This is a genomic window from Mesorhizobium sp. M1273 (assembly GCF_040318195.1).
In the GTDB taxonomy this organism is placed as follows: domain Bacteria; phylum Pseudomonadota; class Alphaproteobacteria; order Rhizobiales; family Rhizobiaceae; genus Mesorhizobium.
In genome coordinates this window covers 501,864-518,502 of record NZ_JAMYLV010000001.1, presented here as the reverse complement: position 1 = coordinate 518,502, position 16,639 = coordinate 501,864, and the positions used below count along the sequence as shown (strand labels likewise).

Genomic DNA, 16,639 nt, shown 5'->3' with positions numbered 1-16,639 from the left:
CGAAATGCAGGCGCCACAGCATGAAATCTTGCGAATAGCGTTCAGGATCTGAGCGCCTGAGACGTCCCTGCCGGGACGTGAGCCGAGCCATTCCGCTGATGGGATTGCACCGCTGTCTCAGCAAAGTGCGTCGTCCACATTGAAGGCTCGTCCGCGGAGCTCCATCATGCGGCGACTGATGTCGACCGCGAAGACAACCATGCACCCGGCAGCGTCGTCTCAACGCAATTACATGCTTGACGTCCCAGCGGCGATTAGACAACCCCGTCAATTCGACAGGGGTGGTTGCTAGGAATTCCTCTCGGCCCGCCGGGCGGCCTAACTCTTGGCGGTCTCTCCCGCCTCACGCAGCCTGGCGTATTGCAAGGTGACACCGCGCAGGTTCTGCCTCAACCAGTCGGCCATTTTCTCTTCTTCGCTGAGATTCTGCTGAAGGGAATTGGTTGCCTGACTAAACCCTCCGGCCTCGGCGAGTACGAGCAACGAGTTGTAAGCGGCGATCTCGTAATTTTCGAATGCAAAGTTGGCGAAGCTGTTCTTGAGGATTTCGTCGCCGGCTACGGAATGTCCCATCGCGGCCATGCTGCCGACCATCGACATGGCCGTGTCCTTCAATGTGGAATGGTCCTCACCGAGGCCATCCAGAATGGATTCCAGGCGGGCCATCTGCCCTTCGGTCTCCGTGATATGCTGCTGCAGGCGGTCGGCGACCTGCGGATAGTTCTCGATCCGCTTGACCTGAGGTTTCATGATCGACAGTGCCTGGTTCTCCATGGCGTGGGCGTTGCGCAGCCCGACAATGAAGATCGAGCGGGTTTCGGAATTGACATCAGTATCCATAGGATTTCCTCGCGGTTTGACGTGTAGAACCAAACCGTGGCTATGCCGATTTGTTCCTGGCGAGGTGTTGACTGTCGAGCTTTTACACCTAACCCTGCTCTTCAAGAAGTGCAGCATAAACAGCTCTCACAACCTGCGACAGTACGTCGAAAGCATAGCCGATATGCAAACGGTCGCACGGCGTATGGTAGTCTCGTTCCCCACCATATTGAGGGTAGGAATGTTGCCCACATCGGCGTGTTGCGGACGACGACGTCGGACCGGACTCGGCCCCCTCGCCAAAGAAGCTCATATCCGAGATGCCCGCGAAACAATCCGCACCAGCAGATTGCCCGGGCCATAGCGGGCGCTCGCGTCGGCCGCGATGTGCGACGCGACCGCGGGCAGCCTCGCCGATGCGGGCCGGTTCCGAAAGGTTCGTCGGCAAGCAAGGCATCGAGCCGAAGGCGGTGACGATTGCCGGTCCGGCAAACCGGCATCGGTAGACTGCCGGCAGTGTTTGATCTCGACTAGGCGAGCAACGATGTCATTTCAGCGAATAGAGGTAGGCAGCGACGTCCCGCGCCTCCTGATCGGAAATTCTGGTCGAAGGCATTGCCGTATGCGGATTGATCTCCCTTGCCGCACGGATCCAGCGGATCAGGTTCTCCGGCCTATTGCGCAAGACGCCGCCGACATAGACCCGGGTGGCCAGGCTTGCGTCGAGGCGTGGACCGACTAACCCTTGCGCGCCGGGAACGCCGGTGATGGTGTGGCAACCGGCGCAGCCATTGGCCATCATGATCGGAATGGCGCGGGCGCCGACGCCGCCGGTCGCATTGTCGGCCTTCTGCTCGACCCGACGGCTTTGCTCGAAGTACAACAAAATCCCGGCCAGGGCTGCAACGAGCACGACAATAACCGCAGCGCCGATTACGGCTTTAGACAGCGTGAAGCGCATGCGACGCCTCCCGGTCCTTTCGGCTGCTCGAGCGGATCCACAGGCCGGCCAGCAGCAACGCCGCGCCGCCATAGATCAGGCCGGCCGGAACCCACATGACCAGACCGGCGAGTTGCTGGTCCTCGAGCGGGCTAAGATTCCATAGGTTTGCGCCTGCGCCATTTTCCGGATACCACAGCCTTGGCGAGACCAGGAGCAGCACTCCGAGCAGGCCAGTGTGCAGCGACGTGAAGAAGAGGTGCATGACTGCGCTGCCACAGGCTTGTTCGCGGCCTGAACGCGGCAGCAGGACCCACCAGAACAGCAGGCCGGAACCGAAGAAGCTGGCATGTTGCGCGTAATGCAGGACACCCTGTGCAAGCGCCGCCTCGAACAGCGCCGGAATATGCCATGCCCATATGGCGACGCCGTGCAGGACGGTGGCCGTTACAGGGCGGCTGATGGTGGCCCAAACCGCCTGCAGCATCTTCGCGTGCCCGGCTGCGCCAAATGCCAGCCGCAGCTTGATCGGCAATGCCCACATCATCGCCGCCGCCGGCCGGGAGGCGACCAGCAGGGGTGCCGCCACCGCCATCAACAGTTCGTGCTCGATCATGTGGGCGGTGAAGACCCGCTCACCCAATGCATGGAGCGGACTGACCAGTGCTGCCGCCAAAATGGCCCAGCCGGTCGCAAACAGCAGGGCTTGCCGCAACCGCAACGGGCGGCTGCGGGCACTCCGCCGCCACAGCCGAAAGGCGCCTGCCGCGTAAAGCAGTGCGACCATGGTTAGCGGCAGCGTGATCGGCAACGCCAGCGTCCAGCCGGCCTGCGCGGCGCCGGCACCGTAGCAGATCGTGGTAGAGAAGAGCGCGTCGAAGCTCATCGCAGGCAGCCGTCAAGAATGAGCGAGGCGGCGCCTTGCATGACAATTACCAGCGCAAACAGCACCGCGCTGAGAATGCCGATATTGGCGACGAAATCCTCGGTGCCGCGCGTACGATCCGGTTTAAAGGCGGCGCCACCTTGCTGGCGCGCCCGCCACGAAAGCACGCCGCCGAGCAGGGCCAGCACTGTCAGCACCAGCGCAATGACCAGTATGAGGGGAACGCCGTGGGCGCACTGCCACTCCACGAACGCATAGTTCAGCTGCGTCGACACCGCCCAGGCCAAAGGCCCGGACAACAGCCCGCCCCATGATGTGCCCAAGCGAAGCGCACGCATCTCAGTCAAGCCTCGGCATCCAGTAGATCAACAGATAGATCGGGATCCAAGTCGCGACCACGAAATCCCAGTAGAAGACGTTGTCGCCAACGTCCCCGAAACGCCGGCCGTTATAGCCATGGCGCGTGAACATCAGGACCGTCAGCACCAGCGTGTCGCCGACGTCGGTAATCAGATGCGTTGTGTGGAGGCCGAGCAGGACCCACAGCATTGAGCCGTACGCATTGGTATCCCAATAGATGTTGAGGGCCGGAAATTCGAACCACCGCACGACAAGCGGTGCGATACCGAGCAGCGACATGACGATCAGGCCGATGCGCACGGGCACCATGGCACAGGCTTCGGCATAGCGGTTCAGTATGTGGTTGGGTACCACGCTGGCGAGCAGCAACAGCGTGACGATGGTGCCTGGCCAATGGTTGGGCGGCGGCACGCCCAGCGGCCATTCGGGCGACAGATAGGCAAGGTAAAGATAGGCGCCTGCGGCGAGCGCGAACCCAGTGCCCTCCAGCGCCATGAAGGCGAGAGTGCCCCACCAGGTCGGGCTGCGTGGTCCGAGCCCGAAGGTCGGGAGTTGGGAAAGATCGGCGGTAGGGCGCTGTTTCATTCCTCATCCTCCGGGTCGCCTTTCGGCCAGAACCAGCCGATCAGAGTGATGGCGATCGGCCCGGCTCCCCAGACCACCGCCCACGGGCTGAAGATCGAATAGAGAAAGGTGGCGCCGACGGCGAGCGCGGCGAACAATGGCCAGATCGACGGTGTCGCCGACTTCTCGCGCACATCTGGATGCGCCTCTGCCACGGTCGATATGACAAGTTCGCGCGCGTCGACGCGAAGCCCGGTCGCGACAGGCAGCGTGTCACGTTCGGCCCAGAGCGGCTCGGCGTGGGTAACCACCGGGATCCGAGCGAAATTATAGCTCGGCGGTGGAGAGCTCGTCGCCCATTCCAGCGTGCCAGCATTCCAGGGATTGTCCCCCGCCGGGGCGCCCCTCGAGGCGCTGTACACCAGGTTTATAGTGAACAGAACGAAGCTTAGGAACAGGATGACCGCGCCGGCTGTGATGAACAGGTTGATGTTGCCCCAGCCGAGTTCCACCGGATAGGTGTAGACCCGCCGCGGCATGCCCCACAGGCCGACAATGTGCATCGGAAAGAACGCCGCATTGAAGCCTAGGAAGGCAAGCCAGAAGTGCCAGCGTCCGAGACGTTCGCTCATCATCCGGCCGGTGATCTTGGGGAACCAGAAATAGGTCGCGCCGAGCAGCGGGAACACCGACCCGCCGATCAGCACGTAATGGAAATGCGCGACCACGAAATAGGTGTCGTGCACTTGCAGGTCCAATGGCACCGACGCCAGCATCACCCCAGTCAGGCCGCCCGCGACGAACGTGAAGAAGAAGCCGAACACAAACAGCAGCGGCGTCCGGATTATCGGGCGTCCGTCCCACAATGTCGCCAGCCAGCAGAAGATCTGCAGCCCGTTCGGGATGGCGATCAGCATGCTTGAGGCGGTGAAGAAGCTCGCGCCGAGCTTGGGCAGACCGGTTGCGAACATGTGGTGAACCCACAGGCCGAACGACAGAAAGCCGACCGCGATCAAGGCCAGTACCATGCCCAGATAGCCGAATACCGGACGCCGGGCGAAAGCGGCGATGATCGAGGACACCACGCCGGTAGCCGGCAGGAATATGATGTAGACTTCGGGGTGGCCGAAGAACCAGAACAGGTGCTGGAACAGCAAAACGTCGCCGCCCTCGGCGGGATTGAAGATATGGGTGCCGACCAGCCGGTCGAGGATCAGGAACGTCGACGTGATCATGACCGCCGGCATGGCGAACACGATTACGAAAGAGGTGACCAGCATCGCCCAGACGTAGAGCGGAATCTTATCGAGCGACATGCCCGGCGCACGCTGCTTCAGCACGGTTACGATGGTGGCGACCGCGACCGCCAGCGATGACACTTCGGTGTAAGTGATCATCTGCGCCCACACGTCGGAACGCTTGCCTGGCCCAAATTCAGGACCGGACAGCGGCACGTAGGAGAACCAGCCGACGTCGGGCGCCATGTCGAGTGCAAACGACACCCAAGCGAAGAGGCCACCGGAGAGATAAATCCAGAAGCTGAATGCATTGAGGCGCGGAAAGGCGATATTGCGGGTGCCGACCATCAGTGGCACGAGGTAGATGCCGGTCGCCTGAACGATCGGCACTGCAAACAGGAACATCATGGTCACGCCATGCATGGTGAACAGCTGGTTGTAGCGGTCGGGCCCGATCAGCCCACGCTCCGGCCCCGACAGTTGGATGCGCATGGCAACGGCGCTGAGGCCACCGAGGCACAGGAAGACGAAAGCGGTGATCAGGTAGCGCCGCGCGACAATTTTGTGGTCGACGCTCGAGAGCGCAGCGATGATGCCTGGCGCCGTCTGCCATGTCCGCGCCAACCAGCCGTCAAGGCTGGCGTCGTCGAGGCCGGTATCACGAGGACCGTCGCGCTCGGGAGCTAGGTCACCCTTTTGTGCTGCGGCGCGTTGCTGGGCGAGGTCACGCCCATGGGCCAGGTCGGCGCTACTCATTTCAAGCCCTCGAGATAGGCTACGATTGCATTCAGCTCGTCCCCGTTCAGTCCCACCACGGGCATGTGGGCACCTGGCTTGATCCCTTGCGGATCGGCTATCCAGGCTGCGAGATTGCCCCGGCTCATCGCCAGCGTTCCGGCAGCGAGCGTCCGCCGGCTTGCGATATGTGTAAGGTCGGGAGCGACCGTACCGCCGGCGATGGTGCCGCCGATCTTGTGGCACATCACGCATGGCCGTTTGAGGAACAGGTCGTGGCCGGTTTTGGCCTCGGCCGACACGGGGGCGGCCGCCGGCCGCAGCTGATCGTTCAGCCAGGCGTCGAATACAGGCCGAGGTTCGGCGATGATGAAGGTGCTCATATTGGCATGCTGCGCGCCACAGAACTCGGCGCACTGGCCGCGATAGACGCCGGGTTTGTCCGCCTTCAGATCGAGAACGTTCTCGTGGCCTGGAATGAGGTCCAGCTTGCCCGAGAGGTTCGGGACCCAGAAGGAATGGATGACGTCGGTCGAGGTCACTACAAGCCGCACCGGCTCGCCCGCCGGGATGTGGATTTCATTGGCGGTCGTCAGGATGCGGTTCGGCTGATCATTTTCGTAGCGCACCTCCCACCACCATTGATGTCCGGTCACCCGGATCGTCAGCGCCGCATCCGAGCCGATAGCAGCGAGCGTCCGGTTGGCGAAGTAGCTCAGCAGGGTCAGGCCTACCAGGATCAGGGCGGTAGCGGCGAGTGCGGCGACGACAATTCGCATCTTGCTGCGCTCGGCGGCAGCGTCGAGTACAAGTGGATCGCCGAGCGGCGCCGCGCGCCGGGCCAATGGCATGATCAGCACAGCCAGCACTAGAAGCCAGACCACCGTGCACAGCGCGGTGAAGAACCAGATCAGCCACGCAAGCTCACCCGCGGCCGAGCCTTTTGGGTCGAGCGCCGATTGCCAGCCGCTGCATCCTGCAAGGAGCAGCATGAAGGCTGCGCCGCAGCACACCCTGCAAACAAGGCGGTTCACGGCGACTTCCCCAGAGTCGCGGCATCCGGCAGGCGATTTTCGGATGGATGGGGCATCATGTCGTCGTCGCGGCTCGGCGCAGCGGATTTCGGCGCGTTGCCGCTCAACGCGCGGACGAAGGCGGCAAGCTCCCAGATCTGGTCGTCCGGGATCTTGTCGCGGAAGCTCGGCATGCCGTTTGGCCGACCGTCCCTGATCGTGGCGTGGATGCTTTCGATCGAGCTGCCATAGAGCCACTTCTTGTCCATAAGGGCCGGGCCCATGCCGCCACCGCCATTGGCATGGCAACCGGAACAGTTGAACCAGTTGAACAGACGCTTGCCCTCGCTGAGGTGGAAGGCGTTGGCCTCGAACACGCCGGCCTTGGTATCGGACGAGGCCGGCCGTTGGCCGCCCGGCTCGAGGGCCGTCACGGCTGCCGGTTGGTCGCCCGAGCCGAGCGCCGACTGTGGACGCGTGTCGCGTTCCTCACGCTGGCACCCGGAAACCGCGAGGATCGCGAACACCAGCAAGGGAAGACCGCGCTTCATTTCAAGGCGCTCCGACAGGATCGAGGCGGGGCACCTGGTAGGCCGCCAGGATCGCGTCGATCTCGTCGCGGTGTCTGGTCAGGGCGGCGTTCACCTCGTTGCGCAGCGTATCGTCGCCACGGCGCACGCCCATCGAGATGTCGTAGATCATCGGCAGTTGCGGGCCGTCCACGCGCGGCGAAACCGGCGTGATCCGCAGCGCCACCTTCTGCTTGGATGCGAAGTAGCCGGCCAACGGTCCCCAGACGACGGCCATGTCGATGTCGCCATTCGCGACCGCCTCAATAATGCGCGCTGGCGGGTTCGGCGCCGAATAGTCGCCATAGACGGGGAAACCGATGAGATGGCCGACGATGCCGCGGCGGCCAAGCGCCTGGACGGGCGGCGAGTTGGCGCCGTCGTCGCCGATCAGTTGGACGCCGATGTGCAGATCGCGCAGGCGAGGATCGTTGAAGGACGTGATTTCTGGCACATCCTTGCGTGTCACGAACACATAGGAAGACCGGTAGTAGGGCGCGGTCGTGCGCAGCATCTCGAGATTGACGGGCGTGCCGGGCACCAGATCGCACAAGCCGGCTTTCAGCGTGTTGCGGACGAAGCCGCGCCGCTGTGCCCACCACGTGTAGGACACCGTCGCACCAAGCTCCCCGGCGACGAGTTCGGCAATCTTGTTTTCAAAGCCTTCCCTGGCGGCATTGGAGAACGGCATGTTGTTGGGATCGGCGCAGATCCTCAGCTCGCGCGCATCGGCAAGGGTGGCGACAAGCGAGAGCGCCAGTGCGCCAACCGCGACGGCTAACCGCCGCGAACGCGTTCTCCGTGGCCGCGCAACTCGGCCGATCGTCTCAAGGCAGCCGGAACACATACAGCGTACCTCCCGGCGTGGTTACATCCTTCAGATCTTTCATGACGTTGACGAAGCCGAGCGCGGCGGTGGCGTCGCGCGGATCGAGATCGCCGGATACGATCGCGCCGGCCCAGCCGCCGACACCCGAAAGGATCGCAACATATTGGTGCCCGTCCGGGCCGCGATAGGTGATCGGCTGGCCGATGATGCCGGACGACGTTTTGAACTGCCACAGCAGTTCGCCGGTCCTGGCGCTGACCGCCTTGAACCAGCCTTCCATGGTGCCATAGAACACGACGTTGCCGGCGGTGGCGACGGCGCCGCTCCACACCGGAAAGTTCTCCTTCAGGCTCCACGCCGGCTTGGCGGCGGCGACATCCCAGGCGGTGAAAGCACCGCGATTGCCGCCCGGCCCGGGGATCATGCGCACGTTCATGCCGACGTAGGGCGTGCCGGCGATGTAATTCACCTCGACGCCCTCTTCGTCCATGCAGAGATTGTTGTGCGGGATGTAGAGCAGACCGGTCTTGGGCGAGAATGCCGAAGGCTGCCAGTCCTTGAGGCCGGACGCGGTCGGGCAGATGTCGCGCACGACCTTGCCGGTGCCGGTTTTTTTGTCCGGATTTACAATCAGCCGGCCGGTCTTGAGGTCGACGCCCTTGCTGGAATTGACCGGCCCGAACGGCACTGCCGACAGGACCTCGCCCGTGGTGCGATCCAACAGATAGACGTAGCCGTTGCGTTCCGGCCGCACCAGCACCTTGCGGGGCTTGCCCTGCCAGGTCATGTCGAGCAGCACCTGTTCGTTGATGCCGTCGTAGTCGTGCAGATCGTGCGGGGTCCATTGATAGAACCATTTGGCTGCGCCGGTGTCGGGATCGCGGGCAAAGATGCCGGCGGTCCATTTATTGTCGCCAGGCCGCAGATCCGGATTCCACGGACCGGGATTTCCGGTGCCATGGAAGATCAGGTTGAGGTCCGGGTCATAGGAGATCCAGCCCCACACATTGCCGCCGCCGATCTTCCAGGCGTCGGGCGGCCACGACGTCACGCCGAGATCCTTGCCCTTGTCCATGTCGTAATGCGGGTTGAAATCCGGGCCGATCAGCACCTCGGTGTCCGGGCCGGTGTTGTAGGCCGTCCAGACGACGTGGCCGTCGCCGGCGTCGAGCGCCTTGATCCAGCCGCGTACGCCCATTTCGCCGCCGGAATTGCCGACCAGCACCTTCCCCTTTACCACCAGCGGCGCCATCGTGATGGTCTCGCCGACATTGATGTTGCCGATATGGGTGTTCCAGACCGGTTTGCCGGTGGCCGCATCCACGGCGATGGTGTGGCCGTCGAGCGTGTTGAAATAGATGCGCCCGTTGAAGAAGGCCGCACCGCGGTTCACCACGTCGCAACAGGCAACGCCCTGGGCGGCAGGCTCCGGATTGGGCTCGAACTTCCACTTCATCGGCGCGCCGGGCTTGGTAAGGTCAAGCGCATAGAGGATGTTGGGAAACGGCGTCACTATGTACATCGTGTTGCCGACCACCAGGGGCGCAGCCTCCTGGCCCTTGTTGACGCCGGTCGAGAAGGTGAAGGCCACCTGCAGGGTCTTGACGTTGTCTTCGGTGATTTCCGCGAGATCGCTGTAGCGGGTCGAGGCGTAGTTCTTTGCCGGCATCGCCCACTGGCCGTCGTCGGGCGGAGCGGCTGCGGCCGGCGGATTTATCGCAGGGCTTGACGTTGACTGAGCAACCGCCGCGGTAATCAGCGCGAAGCCCGCCAGCAGCGTCCATCCCAGCATCGCAGCCATAGACCTTTTTCCCCCGTTGGCTGACACACTGGTTTGCACGGCCACCTGTCGCACTTTCTTCATTTGTGTATTGACCCGCCCACGCCGGCGCCGAGCTCCGCCGCCACGTCCGCCTCACTTCCGGCACACAATGGATGCCCCCAGCCGGAGGCGCTCTTGCCGCCGGGATCGAGGTCGTAAATGATGGCGTCCTTGCGGTCTGGGTTGATGCCGGCCGGCACCTTGTCCAGCCCCAGCGCGGCGCGCACGCGCCAGGCGACATTGTGGTCGGCACAAGAGGAATCGCCGCTTATGCCAAGCGCCCCGACGATCCCCTTGGCGTCGTAAAGAGCCAGGCCGCCGCCAAATGCGACGACACCGCCGATGGGCTTTCCCAGCAACGGATCGCTGGAGCTTCCAAATGTCGAAGGATCGCCGGCATAGGCTACCGCTGGATTGACCGGATTGGTGGCCTGCAGGCCGTATAGAGGACCGCCGGGCTGCACCGGCGCATAGAGGTTCGCGGTGGACAACGCCATCTGGGCGAGGCTGAGCCCGTTGGCGGTATTGGCTTTTTCGGCGGCGATCAGCCGGCTGCCGGGCCACTGGGCGTCGGCGGTAGGCCCGCTGAACGCGACGGCGCAGACCGTTCCGTCGCGAGCCACGACTGCGGCCCATTCATGAGTATCGAAGCCGCCATTGCCCGGGCCGCCGCTTGCTTTGACGTTGGCCTTGAGAGCGGCCAACAATTTGTCGTGGTCGGCCGGGCAAGGTGCTTGAGCCCAAGCTTTTTGCTGGACGGCGCAGATCGTAAGCAGGAACAGACATAATGCTACTGAGACAATCCGATTGCGATCCATCAGCTGCGCCGTGTTTGTTGAACACTCCCAACGCGTGACAGGCGCAGAAGTGCCAAATGGAATGAAATAAATATCGGATGGGGTGAGCTAAACTCGGCGGCGGGCGCTCGGGAGGCATTCAATCCGAAATCGGAGTTATTCTCCCGGTGGTCCGGGCTCGGCTGGAACGGAGCGGTATCTATTGCAGTTGTGTCGAATGCTGTCTGCAGTCGAGCAACTGGCCCAATCGGTGAAAGAGCGACGAGCGATCCTGTTCGTTGGAGCCGGGGTGTCGATGAGCGTCGGCTTGCCGTCTTGGCAAAAGCTCATCGAGCACATGCAAAACGAGCTCGGCCTTCACGAGGACATGATAGGCGCACCAGAGGCCAGCTATCAGGCCATTGCAGAATATTACCGGCTGAAGCAGGGGAGCCTCAGCCATTTGCGCAGTTGGATGGATCGCGAATGGAGCGTCTCGCGGGAAGAAGTGCAGCGATCGGCAATCCACAAGCTGATCGTATCGCTCGATTTTCCGATCATCTACACCACCAATTATGATCGCAACCTCGAGGTGGCCTTCGAGATCCATAGCCGCCCCTTTGTCAAAGTCGCCAATGCGAAGGACTTGCCAAAGGCCACCGGCGAGGTGACGCAGATCATCAAGTTCCACGGCGATTTCGACGACGATAAATCGTTGGTCCTGGCGGAGACCGACTATTTTGAACGGCTGTCGTTCGATTCGCCGCTCGATGTGAAATTTCGAGCCGACGCGCTAGGGCGCACCATCCTGTTCATCGGCTACAGCATGTCCGACATGAACATCCGTCTGCTGCTGCATCGGCTTTGGCAGACCTGGCGCAGGTCCGGTTACGAGAAGAACCGTCCGAAATCCTTCATCTTCATGTCGCAGCCGAGCATCGTCCAGGAGGCTGTTCTCGGCCGCTGGGGCATCGATATGCTGACCGAAGAGGCCGACGATCCTGAAGACGCGCTCCTCGCATTCCTGAACGAACTCAAGGACAGGGTCGGCCGGCCGGACGGCGCGTGAGAAAACCTGCGGAAACGAATTGGTCAGGCAGTGGGAACCGGCTGATCCGATGTGAGTTCGGGAGGACTAACATAGCCGGGACCGAGCCTTGGTGGGCGCACGCAAACACAAGCGAAGAATGTATGCCAAACACGACCTGTCGGCCGAGTTGGCCTATGAGATCGATTTTTTTGCCCGCAAGTGCGGCCTGACGAGGGACGAAGCGCTCAAGATGATGCGAGATGCCGGCCAGTTGAAGGACGGCGCAAAGGCATCTTGCGAAACCGGGGCGAAGTAGCGACGTGGATCCCGCTTCGTGGACGGCTTTTGTCGGAACGGTCATCCTGATGCAGATGCCGCCGGGGCCCGACAGTCTGCTGGTGATTGCGCGCGGCATCGGGCAGGGCCGTGATGTTGCCCTGTTCACCGTCCTGGGAATGACCCTCGGCGCCGGTATGGTCCAGCTGCCGCTGCTTGCCCTCGGCATATCGTCGCTGCTCCAGGCATCGCCGTTTGCCTTTGCCATGCTTCGATGGATGGGCGCAGCCTATCTGGTTTGGCTTGGATCGCGTCTGGTGCTGCTGCCGTCGGCCGGCGTCGCCGTCGAGGAGCCCCGCAGTGTCGGGGCGCTTGTGGCCGCACGCGAAGGAATGATCGCCAATCTGATAAATCCCTGGCCGATAACCTTCATGCTAGCTTTCCTTCCACAGTTCGTCGATCCCTCCCGCGGATCGGTCACGCTGCAATTGCTGCTGCTCGGTGGCACCCAGAAAATGACCGGTGTGTTGGTGCTGGGCACATATGCACTCGCATCCGGCACGCTCGGGACCTGGGTCATGAAACGCCCGAAGGTAAGGCTCTGGCAGCAGCGCGTGGCAGGCTGCTTCGTCGTCTGTCTCGGTATCCGCATGGCAGTCGGTGGCGCGCACCGCTGAGGATCAAGCGATGCACCGGCCACCGCCGATGGAACATCCGCCGACAATTTTCGTTGACCTGCTCCACAAGGCGAGAGGTCGAACATGTCGAAGTTCCAAGCCGCTACCCCGGAGCGTTTGCAGCAGCTCAGGCTTGAGGCGACGGCGCACTTTGCGCCACTCATACTGCGCGAGGCGCTGGTGCGTCTCTGCCGGGCCTGCGGAAACGATAATCTCGACCGGTTCGAGAAGACGATGGTCGACCAAATCGAGGCATCGCGTGACGAAAAAGCCGATTTCGACACGATGAAGGAATTTGCCATCGAACAGCTCTACGGCTGGATTCGAGAGGTAAAGTCTTCACCGGACATGAAGCAGCCACTGGAGAACGTAGATACCCGAAGGACCCCCGGCCGGTCTGAAGAGCCGCAAACGCTGGAAGACCAGTTGCAGGCGGGTCTGGAGGATTCTTTCCCGGCAAGCGACCCACCGGCTGTTGTGTCCACCGCGATTCCCGGCGGATCGAAGAAGCTGGTCGGAACCGACGAGGTCCTCAGGCAGCAGCGCGAGAAAAAGGCCGAGAACGCCAATCATTCGCGATAAACCAAGCTTTGGACGGAACTGCGGGAAAACAGCGTGCCGGTTCACCCGCTGTCCGACATGAAGGCTGTCAGGCCACGCGCGTCATGCGGCTCGCCTTCGACAAGAATGTTCGCCTCCCAAGCGGCGTCGACAAATGCTTGCCGCGCTTTGCCGGCCGTAATTTCACCGGTCCGGGCGCGATTCAATACATCAGCGGCCGCCAGCGCCAGCGGAGCATTGCGCGCCGGCCATTTCTCGCTTTTCAGGCAATGTACTGCTTCGAAAACGGAACTGACCAATCGCGATCGCCCAGGCTTGCCGAAATAGATGCAAACAGGGGTATCGAACTCTGTTCTCAGCACCGTATTCCTCCCGGTTCAAGCAAGGTGGCCGCTTCAAGCAAGGTGGCCGCTTCAAGCAAGGTGGCCGCTTCAAGCAAGCTGGGCGTCTTCAGGGTCTACACGGCCGTCCGATGGGCGTTTCGGCCAGACGTCGTGGGCCTTCGCAGCTGTTGTGGGGCGTGCTGGTATTTCGGCTGCGATATCGTAGGCCAGAATGCCCGCCTTGCGGGCGAACGTATCGAACGCCGCGCGCACCGTCTCGACGTCGACCTCGTCAGCCAGCCCGGCGCGACAGGCGTCGAACGCCGCCTTGTGCGCCGGACCGCGGCTCGGCCATTCGTTTAAGACGTCATAGGCCTGCCAGATATTCTCGACATGGCGAGGGAAACCAAGGCCGACGAGAATTGGAACGGGGCGGCCAAACGATTTTTTTGTCATCTGTGTCTCCGCGAAAGAGCCTGTCGCATCAACGTCCGGGGCGGACACGAGGCTCATGCTCTTTAACGCGGGATTGCTGCACGGGTTGCAGCAGGTTTGTTCGATCGTGCGCAGCCGGTCACTTGTTGGTCCGCATCTTTTGCCGGGGATTGATACCGCCTTGCGGCGTGGTGTCGTTCTCGACATCGCCTTCGAACGTATTGTTGCCCTGATCGAGCCGGTCGCCCTCCTTGATCGTGCCCCTGGAACTGCCGATGCCGGGATCGTTGGCAAGATCGCTATCGGCCGGCGTTTTGCCTTTGGCGTGCTTGTTTCCTGTCATGGACTCCTCCTGTTTCTTGAGGTGGCGGGCCGCCCTTGAGGTCGCAGCCAAGGCACGCTGCGAGATCGCATTTCGACGCGCCAAATGTCGGCGCGCGAATTTGTCGGACGACCTTGATTTTGAACTCCGCGATCCCGATGGTTGTTCCGTCAAAAATATCGCCGTCGGCCGGGATTGCTCAGCCAAGTCCTCTCCGGTTTCTGGAGCCGGGTGCTTTCGCCAACCGGAACGATCTTTCGCCCAATGCATTTAACTGGTCTGCGCTCACGAACTCATTCTGGACGGGAGCTGGACCATTGCCACCTGCAGCCTACGCCTTGGCGACTCGCGAAACCGAAGAAGTTTCCATCGTCGACCTCATACCCGCTTTGAGGGCTTTCGCCCGCACCTTCTGCCGCACCCCCGATGATGCCGACGACCTGGTCCAGGAGACGCTGACCAAGGGCTTGGCCAACATTGACAAATTCGAAGCTGGAACGCGCATGAAGTCATGGCTCTTTACGATCATGCGCAACACCTACTACACGCGTGTCAGGGCCGCGGTGAGGGAAGCGCCCGGCCTGCTCGACTGCGCATCGCTGCGGCCGATCTCGGAAGCGACGCAGGAATGGTCCGTGCAGGGCAAGGAGGTCCACCAGGCCATCCAGAGCCTTCCTGAGCACCAGCGCGAGGTTCTGATGTTGATAGGCGTTCTGGGCGTCAGCTATGAGGAAACGGCCGAAATATGCGGTTGCGCGGTGGGAACCGTGAAGAGCCGGCTCAACAGGGCACGCGCCGGCGTGCTGGAATACCTTGGCGAAAGTTCCTCGCAAACCCTGATGGAAAGGCGCAGCTATCTGTCCGAAGGACAACTGGACTTCGAAGCCGAGAGGCGCCGCTAATACACGTCACGTTAGTTGCTGGTCTCGCGCAAGTGCCTTTCGACAAGCGCATGCTGCAACTCGATCGCAAGTTTGGTCAGCCGGTCAGGAACCCTTTCCTGCTCGATGGCCGCAAGCAAGGAAGCGATTTCCCGGTCTATCGTCAGATCGGCACGCGTGCTGACGGAATCTTCCCTTGAGCGAGACATCGCGCTCTCTTGGCAAATGTTGGTCCCTTCACCTCACTCTGGTGGCAACAGTGCGAGTTTGCAAGAATTTGCAGGGCGTCCATGCGACCGGCTTCGGTCCTTGCACAGCTTCGTCAGCGGTTGGGTTCTCGCGGTGTTTCAATTGCTCGCCGGCTGCAAGCCATATGCCGCCGCAACGATCAGTCTTCAGGCCGCCGATCCGCTGAATGATCCTGGTACTGCTCGGACTTGACCCGATTGCCGTCGAGCCCACGCTCCTTGGTGTGCTGCTTCTTGTCTCTGTTGGACAGAACGGCGTTCTCTCCGATCTTGTCCTTGGGAAGATCCGTCATCGCGCCAGCGCCAGCGCCTTTGCCGTGACTGCCGCGACCGATGTGCTTCTTGCTTCCGGACGCCATCTTGTCCTCCTTCATACCGTCGAATAGCGGCTTTTCCCGTTCGGCATCCGAACCAGCGTTGGGCCGCAATGTTCCGCCGGAAATCGTAAGCAGGAAGGCATCGCCGTCCCAGTGCCGGAACGGCTTTTCGCCGTCGACGAGGACTTGCATGCCATTTGCGTTGGCGAAGTTATGGACATCGGCGCGATCCAGCGCCGGCGAGCCGCGATATGAATAATTCAAAAGCGCGGCCATCCCCGGCCTCTTCAGCACCCGCGCGATTTCCACGAAATGTCGCTCCGCAAGGCCGGCCAGCACCAGATAGGGAAAGCTGTCGACGGCCAGCACGCGGTCGAAGCTTGCATCGCAAAAATCGGCAAGATCGAAACCGCGCGTAGGGCGGAATTCTACGTTGCCGAGCCCGGCGCATCGCCGGCGGGCGATCGAGATCATCGCTGGGGATATATCGCTGCCAACGATTCGGTGCGACAGAGCGGAGAGCGCCTGTTCGAACCGACCGATACCACAGCCGATATCCAGTATGTCGCGGCCGGTGCCGGTAAAGCCTCGCCTCTCCAGCCATGCAACGATCTCAGCCGTAGCGGCAGAGAGGTTTTCCTCATTGCCCAGCGATGACAGCTGGACGCTCGCCGCCGGGGAGATCGCCGCCGCCGCGTCAAACCCAGCCGCCAGCCGCTTGACGATCGCATCGTCGGTCTCGTCCTCGCCACGCTCGTGCCGAACGGCGCCACCTGTTTTGCGCAGCGTGGCGAAGATCTCGGGCCTGCGCCGAAGCAGGTCGGCAATCCGTTGCAGTTTTGCCGTGTTTCGCGGGTCAGCCGAGTGCGTGTTTTGCGCAATTTTCGCCAATTCTGCAGCATCGATTCCTGTCTCGAAACGGAGAGCCAGCCTGGCGATGACGGCTTCGACGCCGGCACCGTCTGCCATGCAATCCTCCAGCACCCGCCTTGCTGATATCGACCGCCGAGATTCTGGC

The 16,639-nt window shown here is 62.1% G+C and carries 21 protein-coding genes and 1 pseudogene; 6 read left to right on the top strand and 16 right to left on the bottom strand.

Features of this window, described 5'->3' with window-relative positions:
• Positions 1-318: 318 nt before the first annotated feature.
• The 11 genes from NKH30_RS02470 to NKH30_RS02420 all read right to left on the bottom strand — a co-directional run bounded on the left by NKH30_RS02470 (position 319) and on the right by NKH30_RS02420 (position 10,479).
• Positions 319-840: a ferritin-like domain-containing protein gene (locus NKH30_RS02470; protein WP_352472854.1), complete on the bottom strand. Its 522-nt coding sequence runs from the start codon at positions 838-840 to the stop codon at positions 319-321.
• A 526-nt stretch (positions 841-1,366) separates the two neighbouring features.
• Positions 1,367-1,780, bottom strand: a complete 414-nt coding sequence (locus NKH30_RS02465) for a c-type cytochrome (protein ID WP_352472855.1) — start codon at positions 1,778-1,780, stop codon at positions 1,367-1,369.
• A complete protein-coding gene (locus NKH30_RS02460) occupies positions 1,761-2,645 on the bottom strand; it encodes a cytochrome c oxidase assembly protein (RefSeq protein WP_352994037.1) in 885 nt (294 codons plus the stop codon). The genes NKH30_RS02465 and NKH30_RS02460 overlap by 20 nt, the downstream gene beginning before the upstream one ends.
• On the bottom strand, positions 2,642-2,983 hold the full coding sequence (locus tag NKH30_RS02455) for a hypothetical protein (protein WP_352472927.1): 342 nt from the start codon (positions 2,981-2,983) through the stop codon (positions 2,642-2,644). Before NKH30_RS02455 ends, NKH30_RS02460 begins: the two co-directional genes overlap by 4 nt.
• Before the next feature lies 1 nt (position 2,984).
• Positions 2,985-3,590, bottom strand: a complete 606-nt coding sequence (locus NKH30_RS02450) for a cytochrome c oxidase subunit 3 (RefSeq protein ID WP_352472857.1) — start codon at positions 3,588-3,590, stop codon at positions 2,985-2,987.
• Positions 3,587-5,563: a cytochrome c oxidase subunit I gene (gene ctaD, locus NKH30_RS02445; RefSeq protein ID WP_352994035.1), complete on the bottom strand. Its 1,977-nt coding sequence runs from the start codon at positions 5,561-5,563 to the stop codon at positions 3,587-3,589. The genes NKH30_RS02450 and ctaD overlap by 4 nt, the downstream gene beginning before the upstream one ends.
• On the bottom strand, positions 5,560-6,534 hold the full coding sequence (gene coxB, locus NKH30_RS02440; RefSeq protein WP_352472859.1) for a cytochrome c oxidase subunit II: 975 nt from the start codon (positions 6,532-6,534) through the stop codon (positions 5,560-5,562). The genes ctaD and coxB overlap by 4 nt, the downstream gene beginning before the upstream one ends.
• Before the next feature lie 38 nt (positions 6,535-6,572).
• Positions 6,573-7,106: a c-type cytochrome gene (locus tag NKH30_RS02435; RefSeq protein ID WP_352472860.1), complete on the bottom strand. Its 534-nt coding sequence runs from the start codon at positions 7,104-7,106 to the stop codon at positions 6,573-6,575.
• Position 7,107: 1 nt separating this feature from the next.
• Positions 7,108-7,971 (bottom strand): substrate-binding domain-containing protein, encoded by an 864-nt coding sequence (locus NKH30_RS02430; RefSeq protein ID WP_352472861.1) that lies wholly within the window; start codon positions 7,969-7,971, stop codon positions 7,108-7,110.
• A complete protein-coding gene (locus tag NKH30_RS02425; RefSeq protein ID WP_352680941.1) occupies positions 7,952-9,754 on the bottom strand; it encodes a methanol/ethanol family PQQ-dependent dehydrogenase in 1,803 nt (600 codons plus the stop codon). The genes NKH30_RS02430 and NKH30_RS02425 overlap by 20 nt, the downstream gene beginning before the upstream one ends.
• 59 nt (positions 9,755-9,813) lie before the next feature.
• Positions 9,814-10,479, bottom strand: coding sequence for a GlcG/HbpS family heme-binding protein (locus tag NKH30_RS02420; protein ID WP_352472863.1), 666 nt, complete (start codon positions 10,477-10,479; stop codon positions 9,814-9,816).
• Between the two features lie 310 nt (positions 10,480-10,789).
• On the opposite strand from NKH30_RS02420, the gene NKH30_RS02415 reads away from it, so the two are divergent.
• From NKH30_RS02415 to NKH30_RS02400, 4 genes are all read left to right on the top strand, one after another.
• Entirely contained in the window at positions 10,790-11,620 is an 831-nt protein-coding gene (locus NKH30_RS02415) for an SIR2 family NAD-dependent protein deacylase (protein WP_352472864.1), read from the top strand.
• A 118-nt stretch (positions 11,621-11,738) separates the two neighbouring features.
• Positions 11,739-11,897, top strand: a complete 159-nt coding sequence (locus NKH30_RS02410) for a hypothetical protein (RefSeq protein ID WP_352472865.1) — start codon at positions 11,739-11,741, stop codon at positions 11,895-11,897.
• A gap of 4 nt (positions 11,898-11,901) precedes the next feature.
• Complete coding sequence (locus NKH30_RS02405; protein ID WP_352472866.1) at positions 11,902-12,534, top strand: LysE family translocator; 633 nt, start codon at positions 11,902-11,904, stop codon at positions 12,532-12,534.
• 84 nt (positions 12,535-12,618) lie between these two features.
• Positions 12,619-13,116: a hypothetical protein gene (locus NKH30_RS02400; protein ID WP_352472867.1), complete on the top strand. Its 498-nt coding sequence runs from the start codon at positions 12,619-12,621 to the stop codon at positions 13,114-13,116.
• A 41-nt stretch (positions 13,117-13,157) separates the two neighbouring features.
• Here NKH30_RS02400 and NKH30_RS02395 read toward each other — a convergent pair whose 3' ends face one another.
• From NKH30_RS02395 to NKH30_RS02385, 3 genes are all read right to left on the bottom strand, one after another.
• Positions 13,158-13,457 carry a DUF982 domain-containing protein gene (locus NKH30_RS02395; RefSeq protein ID WP_352472868.1) on the bottom strand — a complete coding sequence of 100 codons (300 nt, stop codon included), beginning with the start codon at positions 13,455-13,457 and terminating at the stop codon, positions 13,158-13,160.
• Between the two features lie 69 nt (positions 13,458-13,526).
• Positions 13,527-13,931: a DUF982 domain-containing protein gene (locus NKH30_RS02390; protein ID WP_352472869.1), complete on the bottom strand. Its 405-nt coding sequence runs from the start codon at positions 13,929-13,931 to the stop codon at positions 13,527-13,529.
• A 61-nt stretch (positions 13,932-13,992) separates the two neighbouring features.
• Complete coding sequence (locus tag NKH30_RS02385; RefSeq protein WP_292657608.1) at positions 13,993-14,196, bottom strand: hypothetical protein; 204 nt, start codon at positions 14,194-14,196, stop codon at positions 13,993-13,995.
• 317 nt (positions 14,197-14,513) lie between these two features.
• On the opposite strand from NKH30_RS02385, the gene NKH30_RS02380 reads away from it, so the two are divergent.
• Complete coding sequence (locus NKH30_RS02380) at positions 14,514-15,077, top strand: sigma-70 family RNA polymerase sigma factor (RefSeq protein ID WP_352488584.1); 564 nt, start codon at positions 14,514-14,516, stop codon at positions 15,075-15,077.
• 50 nt (positions 15,078-15,127) lie between these two features.
• Positions 15,128-15,256, top strand: coding sequence for a hypothetical protein (locus NKH30_RS02375; RefSeq protein ID WP_352451525.1), 129 nt, complete (start codon positions 15,128-15,130; stop codon positions 15,254-15,256).
• A 188-nt stretch (positions 15,257-15,444) separates the two neighbouring features.
• On the opposite strand, the gene NKH30_RS02370 is transcribed toward NKH30_RS02375, so the two are convergent.
• Positions 15,445-15,663 carry a hypothetical protein gene (locus NKH30_RS02370; RefSeq protein WP_023676213.1) on the bottom strand — a complete coding sequence of 73 codons (219 nt, stop codon included), beginning with the start codon at positions 15,661-15,663 and terminating at the stop codon, positions 15,445-15,447.
• A gap of 225 nt (positions 15,664-15,888) precedes the next feature.
• Positions 15,889-16,590 (bottom strand): annotated as a pseudogene (locus tag NKH30_RS02365) (class I SAM-dependent methyltransferase); the annotation flags it as partial.
• Positions 16,591-16,639 lie beyond the last annotated feature (49 nt).

Excerpts from the sequence above, each read along its gene's own strand:
- NKH30_RS02470 (WP_352472854.1), bottom strand. The coding sequence starts at position 840 with ATGGATACTGATGTCAATTCCGAAACCCGCTCGATCTTCATTGTCGGG.
- NKH30_RS02465 (WP_352472855.1), bottom strand. The coding sequence starts at position 1,780 with ATGCGCTTCACGCTGTCTAAAGCCGTAATCGGCGCTGCGGTTATTGTC.
- NKH30_RS02460 (WP_352994037.1), bottom strand. The coding sequence starts at position 2,645 with ATGAGCTTCGACGCGCTCTTCTCTACCACGATCTGCTACGGTGCCGGC.
- NKH30_RS02455 (WP_352472927.1), bottom strand. The coding sequence starts at position 2,983 with ATGCGTGCGCTTCGCTTGGGCACATCATGGGGCGGGCTGTTGTCCGGG.
- NKH30_RS02450 (WP_352472857.1), bottom strand. The coding sequence starts at position 3,590 with ATGAAACAGCGCCCTACCGCCGATCTTTCCCAACTCCCGACCTTCGGG.
- ctaD (WP_352994035.1), bottom strand. The coding sequence starts at position 5,563 with ATGAGTAGCGCCGACCTGGCCCATGGGCGTGACCTCGCCCAGCAACGC.
- coxB (WP_352472859.1), bottom strand. The coding sequence starts at position 6,534 with ATGCTGCTCCTTGCAGGATGCAGCGGCTGGCAATCGGCGCTCGACCCA.
- NKH30_RS02435 (WP_352472860.1), bottom strand. The coding sequence starts at position 7,106 with ATGAAGCGCGGTCTTCCCTTGCTGGTGTTCGCGATCCTCGCGGTTTCC.
- NKH30_RS02430 (WP_352472861.1), bottom strand. The coding sequence starts at position 7,971 with ATGTGTTCCGGCTGCCTTGAGACGATCGGCCGAGTTGCGCGGCCACGG.
- NKH30_RS02425 (WP_352680941.1), bottom strand. The coding sequence starts at position 9,754 with ATGGCTGCGATGCTGGGATGGACGCTGCTGGCGGGCTTCGCGCTGATT.
- NKH30_RS02415 (WP_352472864.1), top strand. The coding sequence starts at position 10,790 with ATGCTGTCTGCAGTCGAGCAACTGGCCCAATCGGTGAAAGAGCGACGA.
- NKH30_RS02410 (WP_352472865.1), top strand. The coding sequence starts at position 11,739 with ATGTATGCCAAACACGACCTGTCGGCCGAGTTGGCCTATGAGATCGAT.
- NKH30_RS02400 (WP_352472867.1), top strand. The coding sequence starts at position 12,619 with ATGTCGAAGTTCCAAGCCGCTACCCCGGAGCGTTTGCAGCAGCTCAGG.
- NKH30_RS02390 (WP_352472869.1), bottom strand. The coding sequence starts at position 13,931 with ATGAGCCTCGTGTCCGCCCCGGACGTTGATGCGACAGGCTCTTTCGCG.
- NKH30_RS02385 (WP_292657608.1), bottom strand. The coding sequence starts at position 14,196 with ATGACAGGAAACAAGCACGCCAAAGGCAAAACGCCGGCCGATAGCGAT.
- NKH30_RS02375 (WP_352451525.1), top strand. The coding sequence starts at position 15,128 with ATGCTGCAACTCGATCGCAAGTTTGGTCAGCCGGTCAGGAACCCTTTC.
- NKH30_RS02370 (WP_023676213.1), bottom strand. The coding sequence starts at position 15,663 with ATGGCGTCCGGAAGCAAGAAGCACATCGGTCGCGGCAGTCACGGCAAA.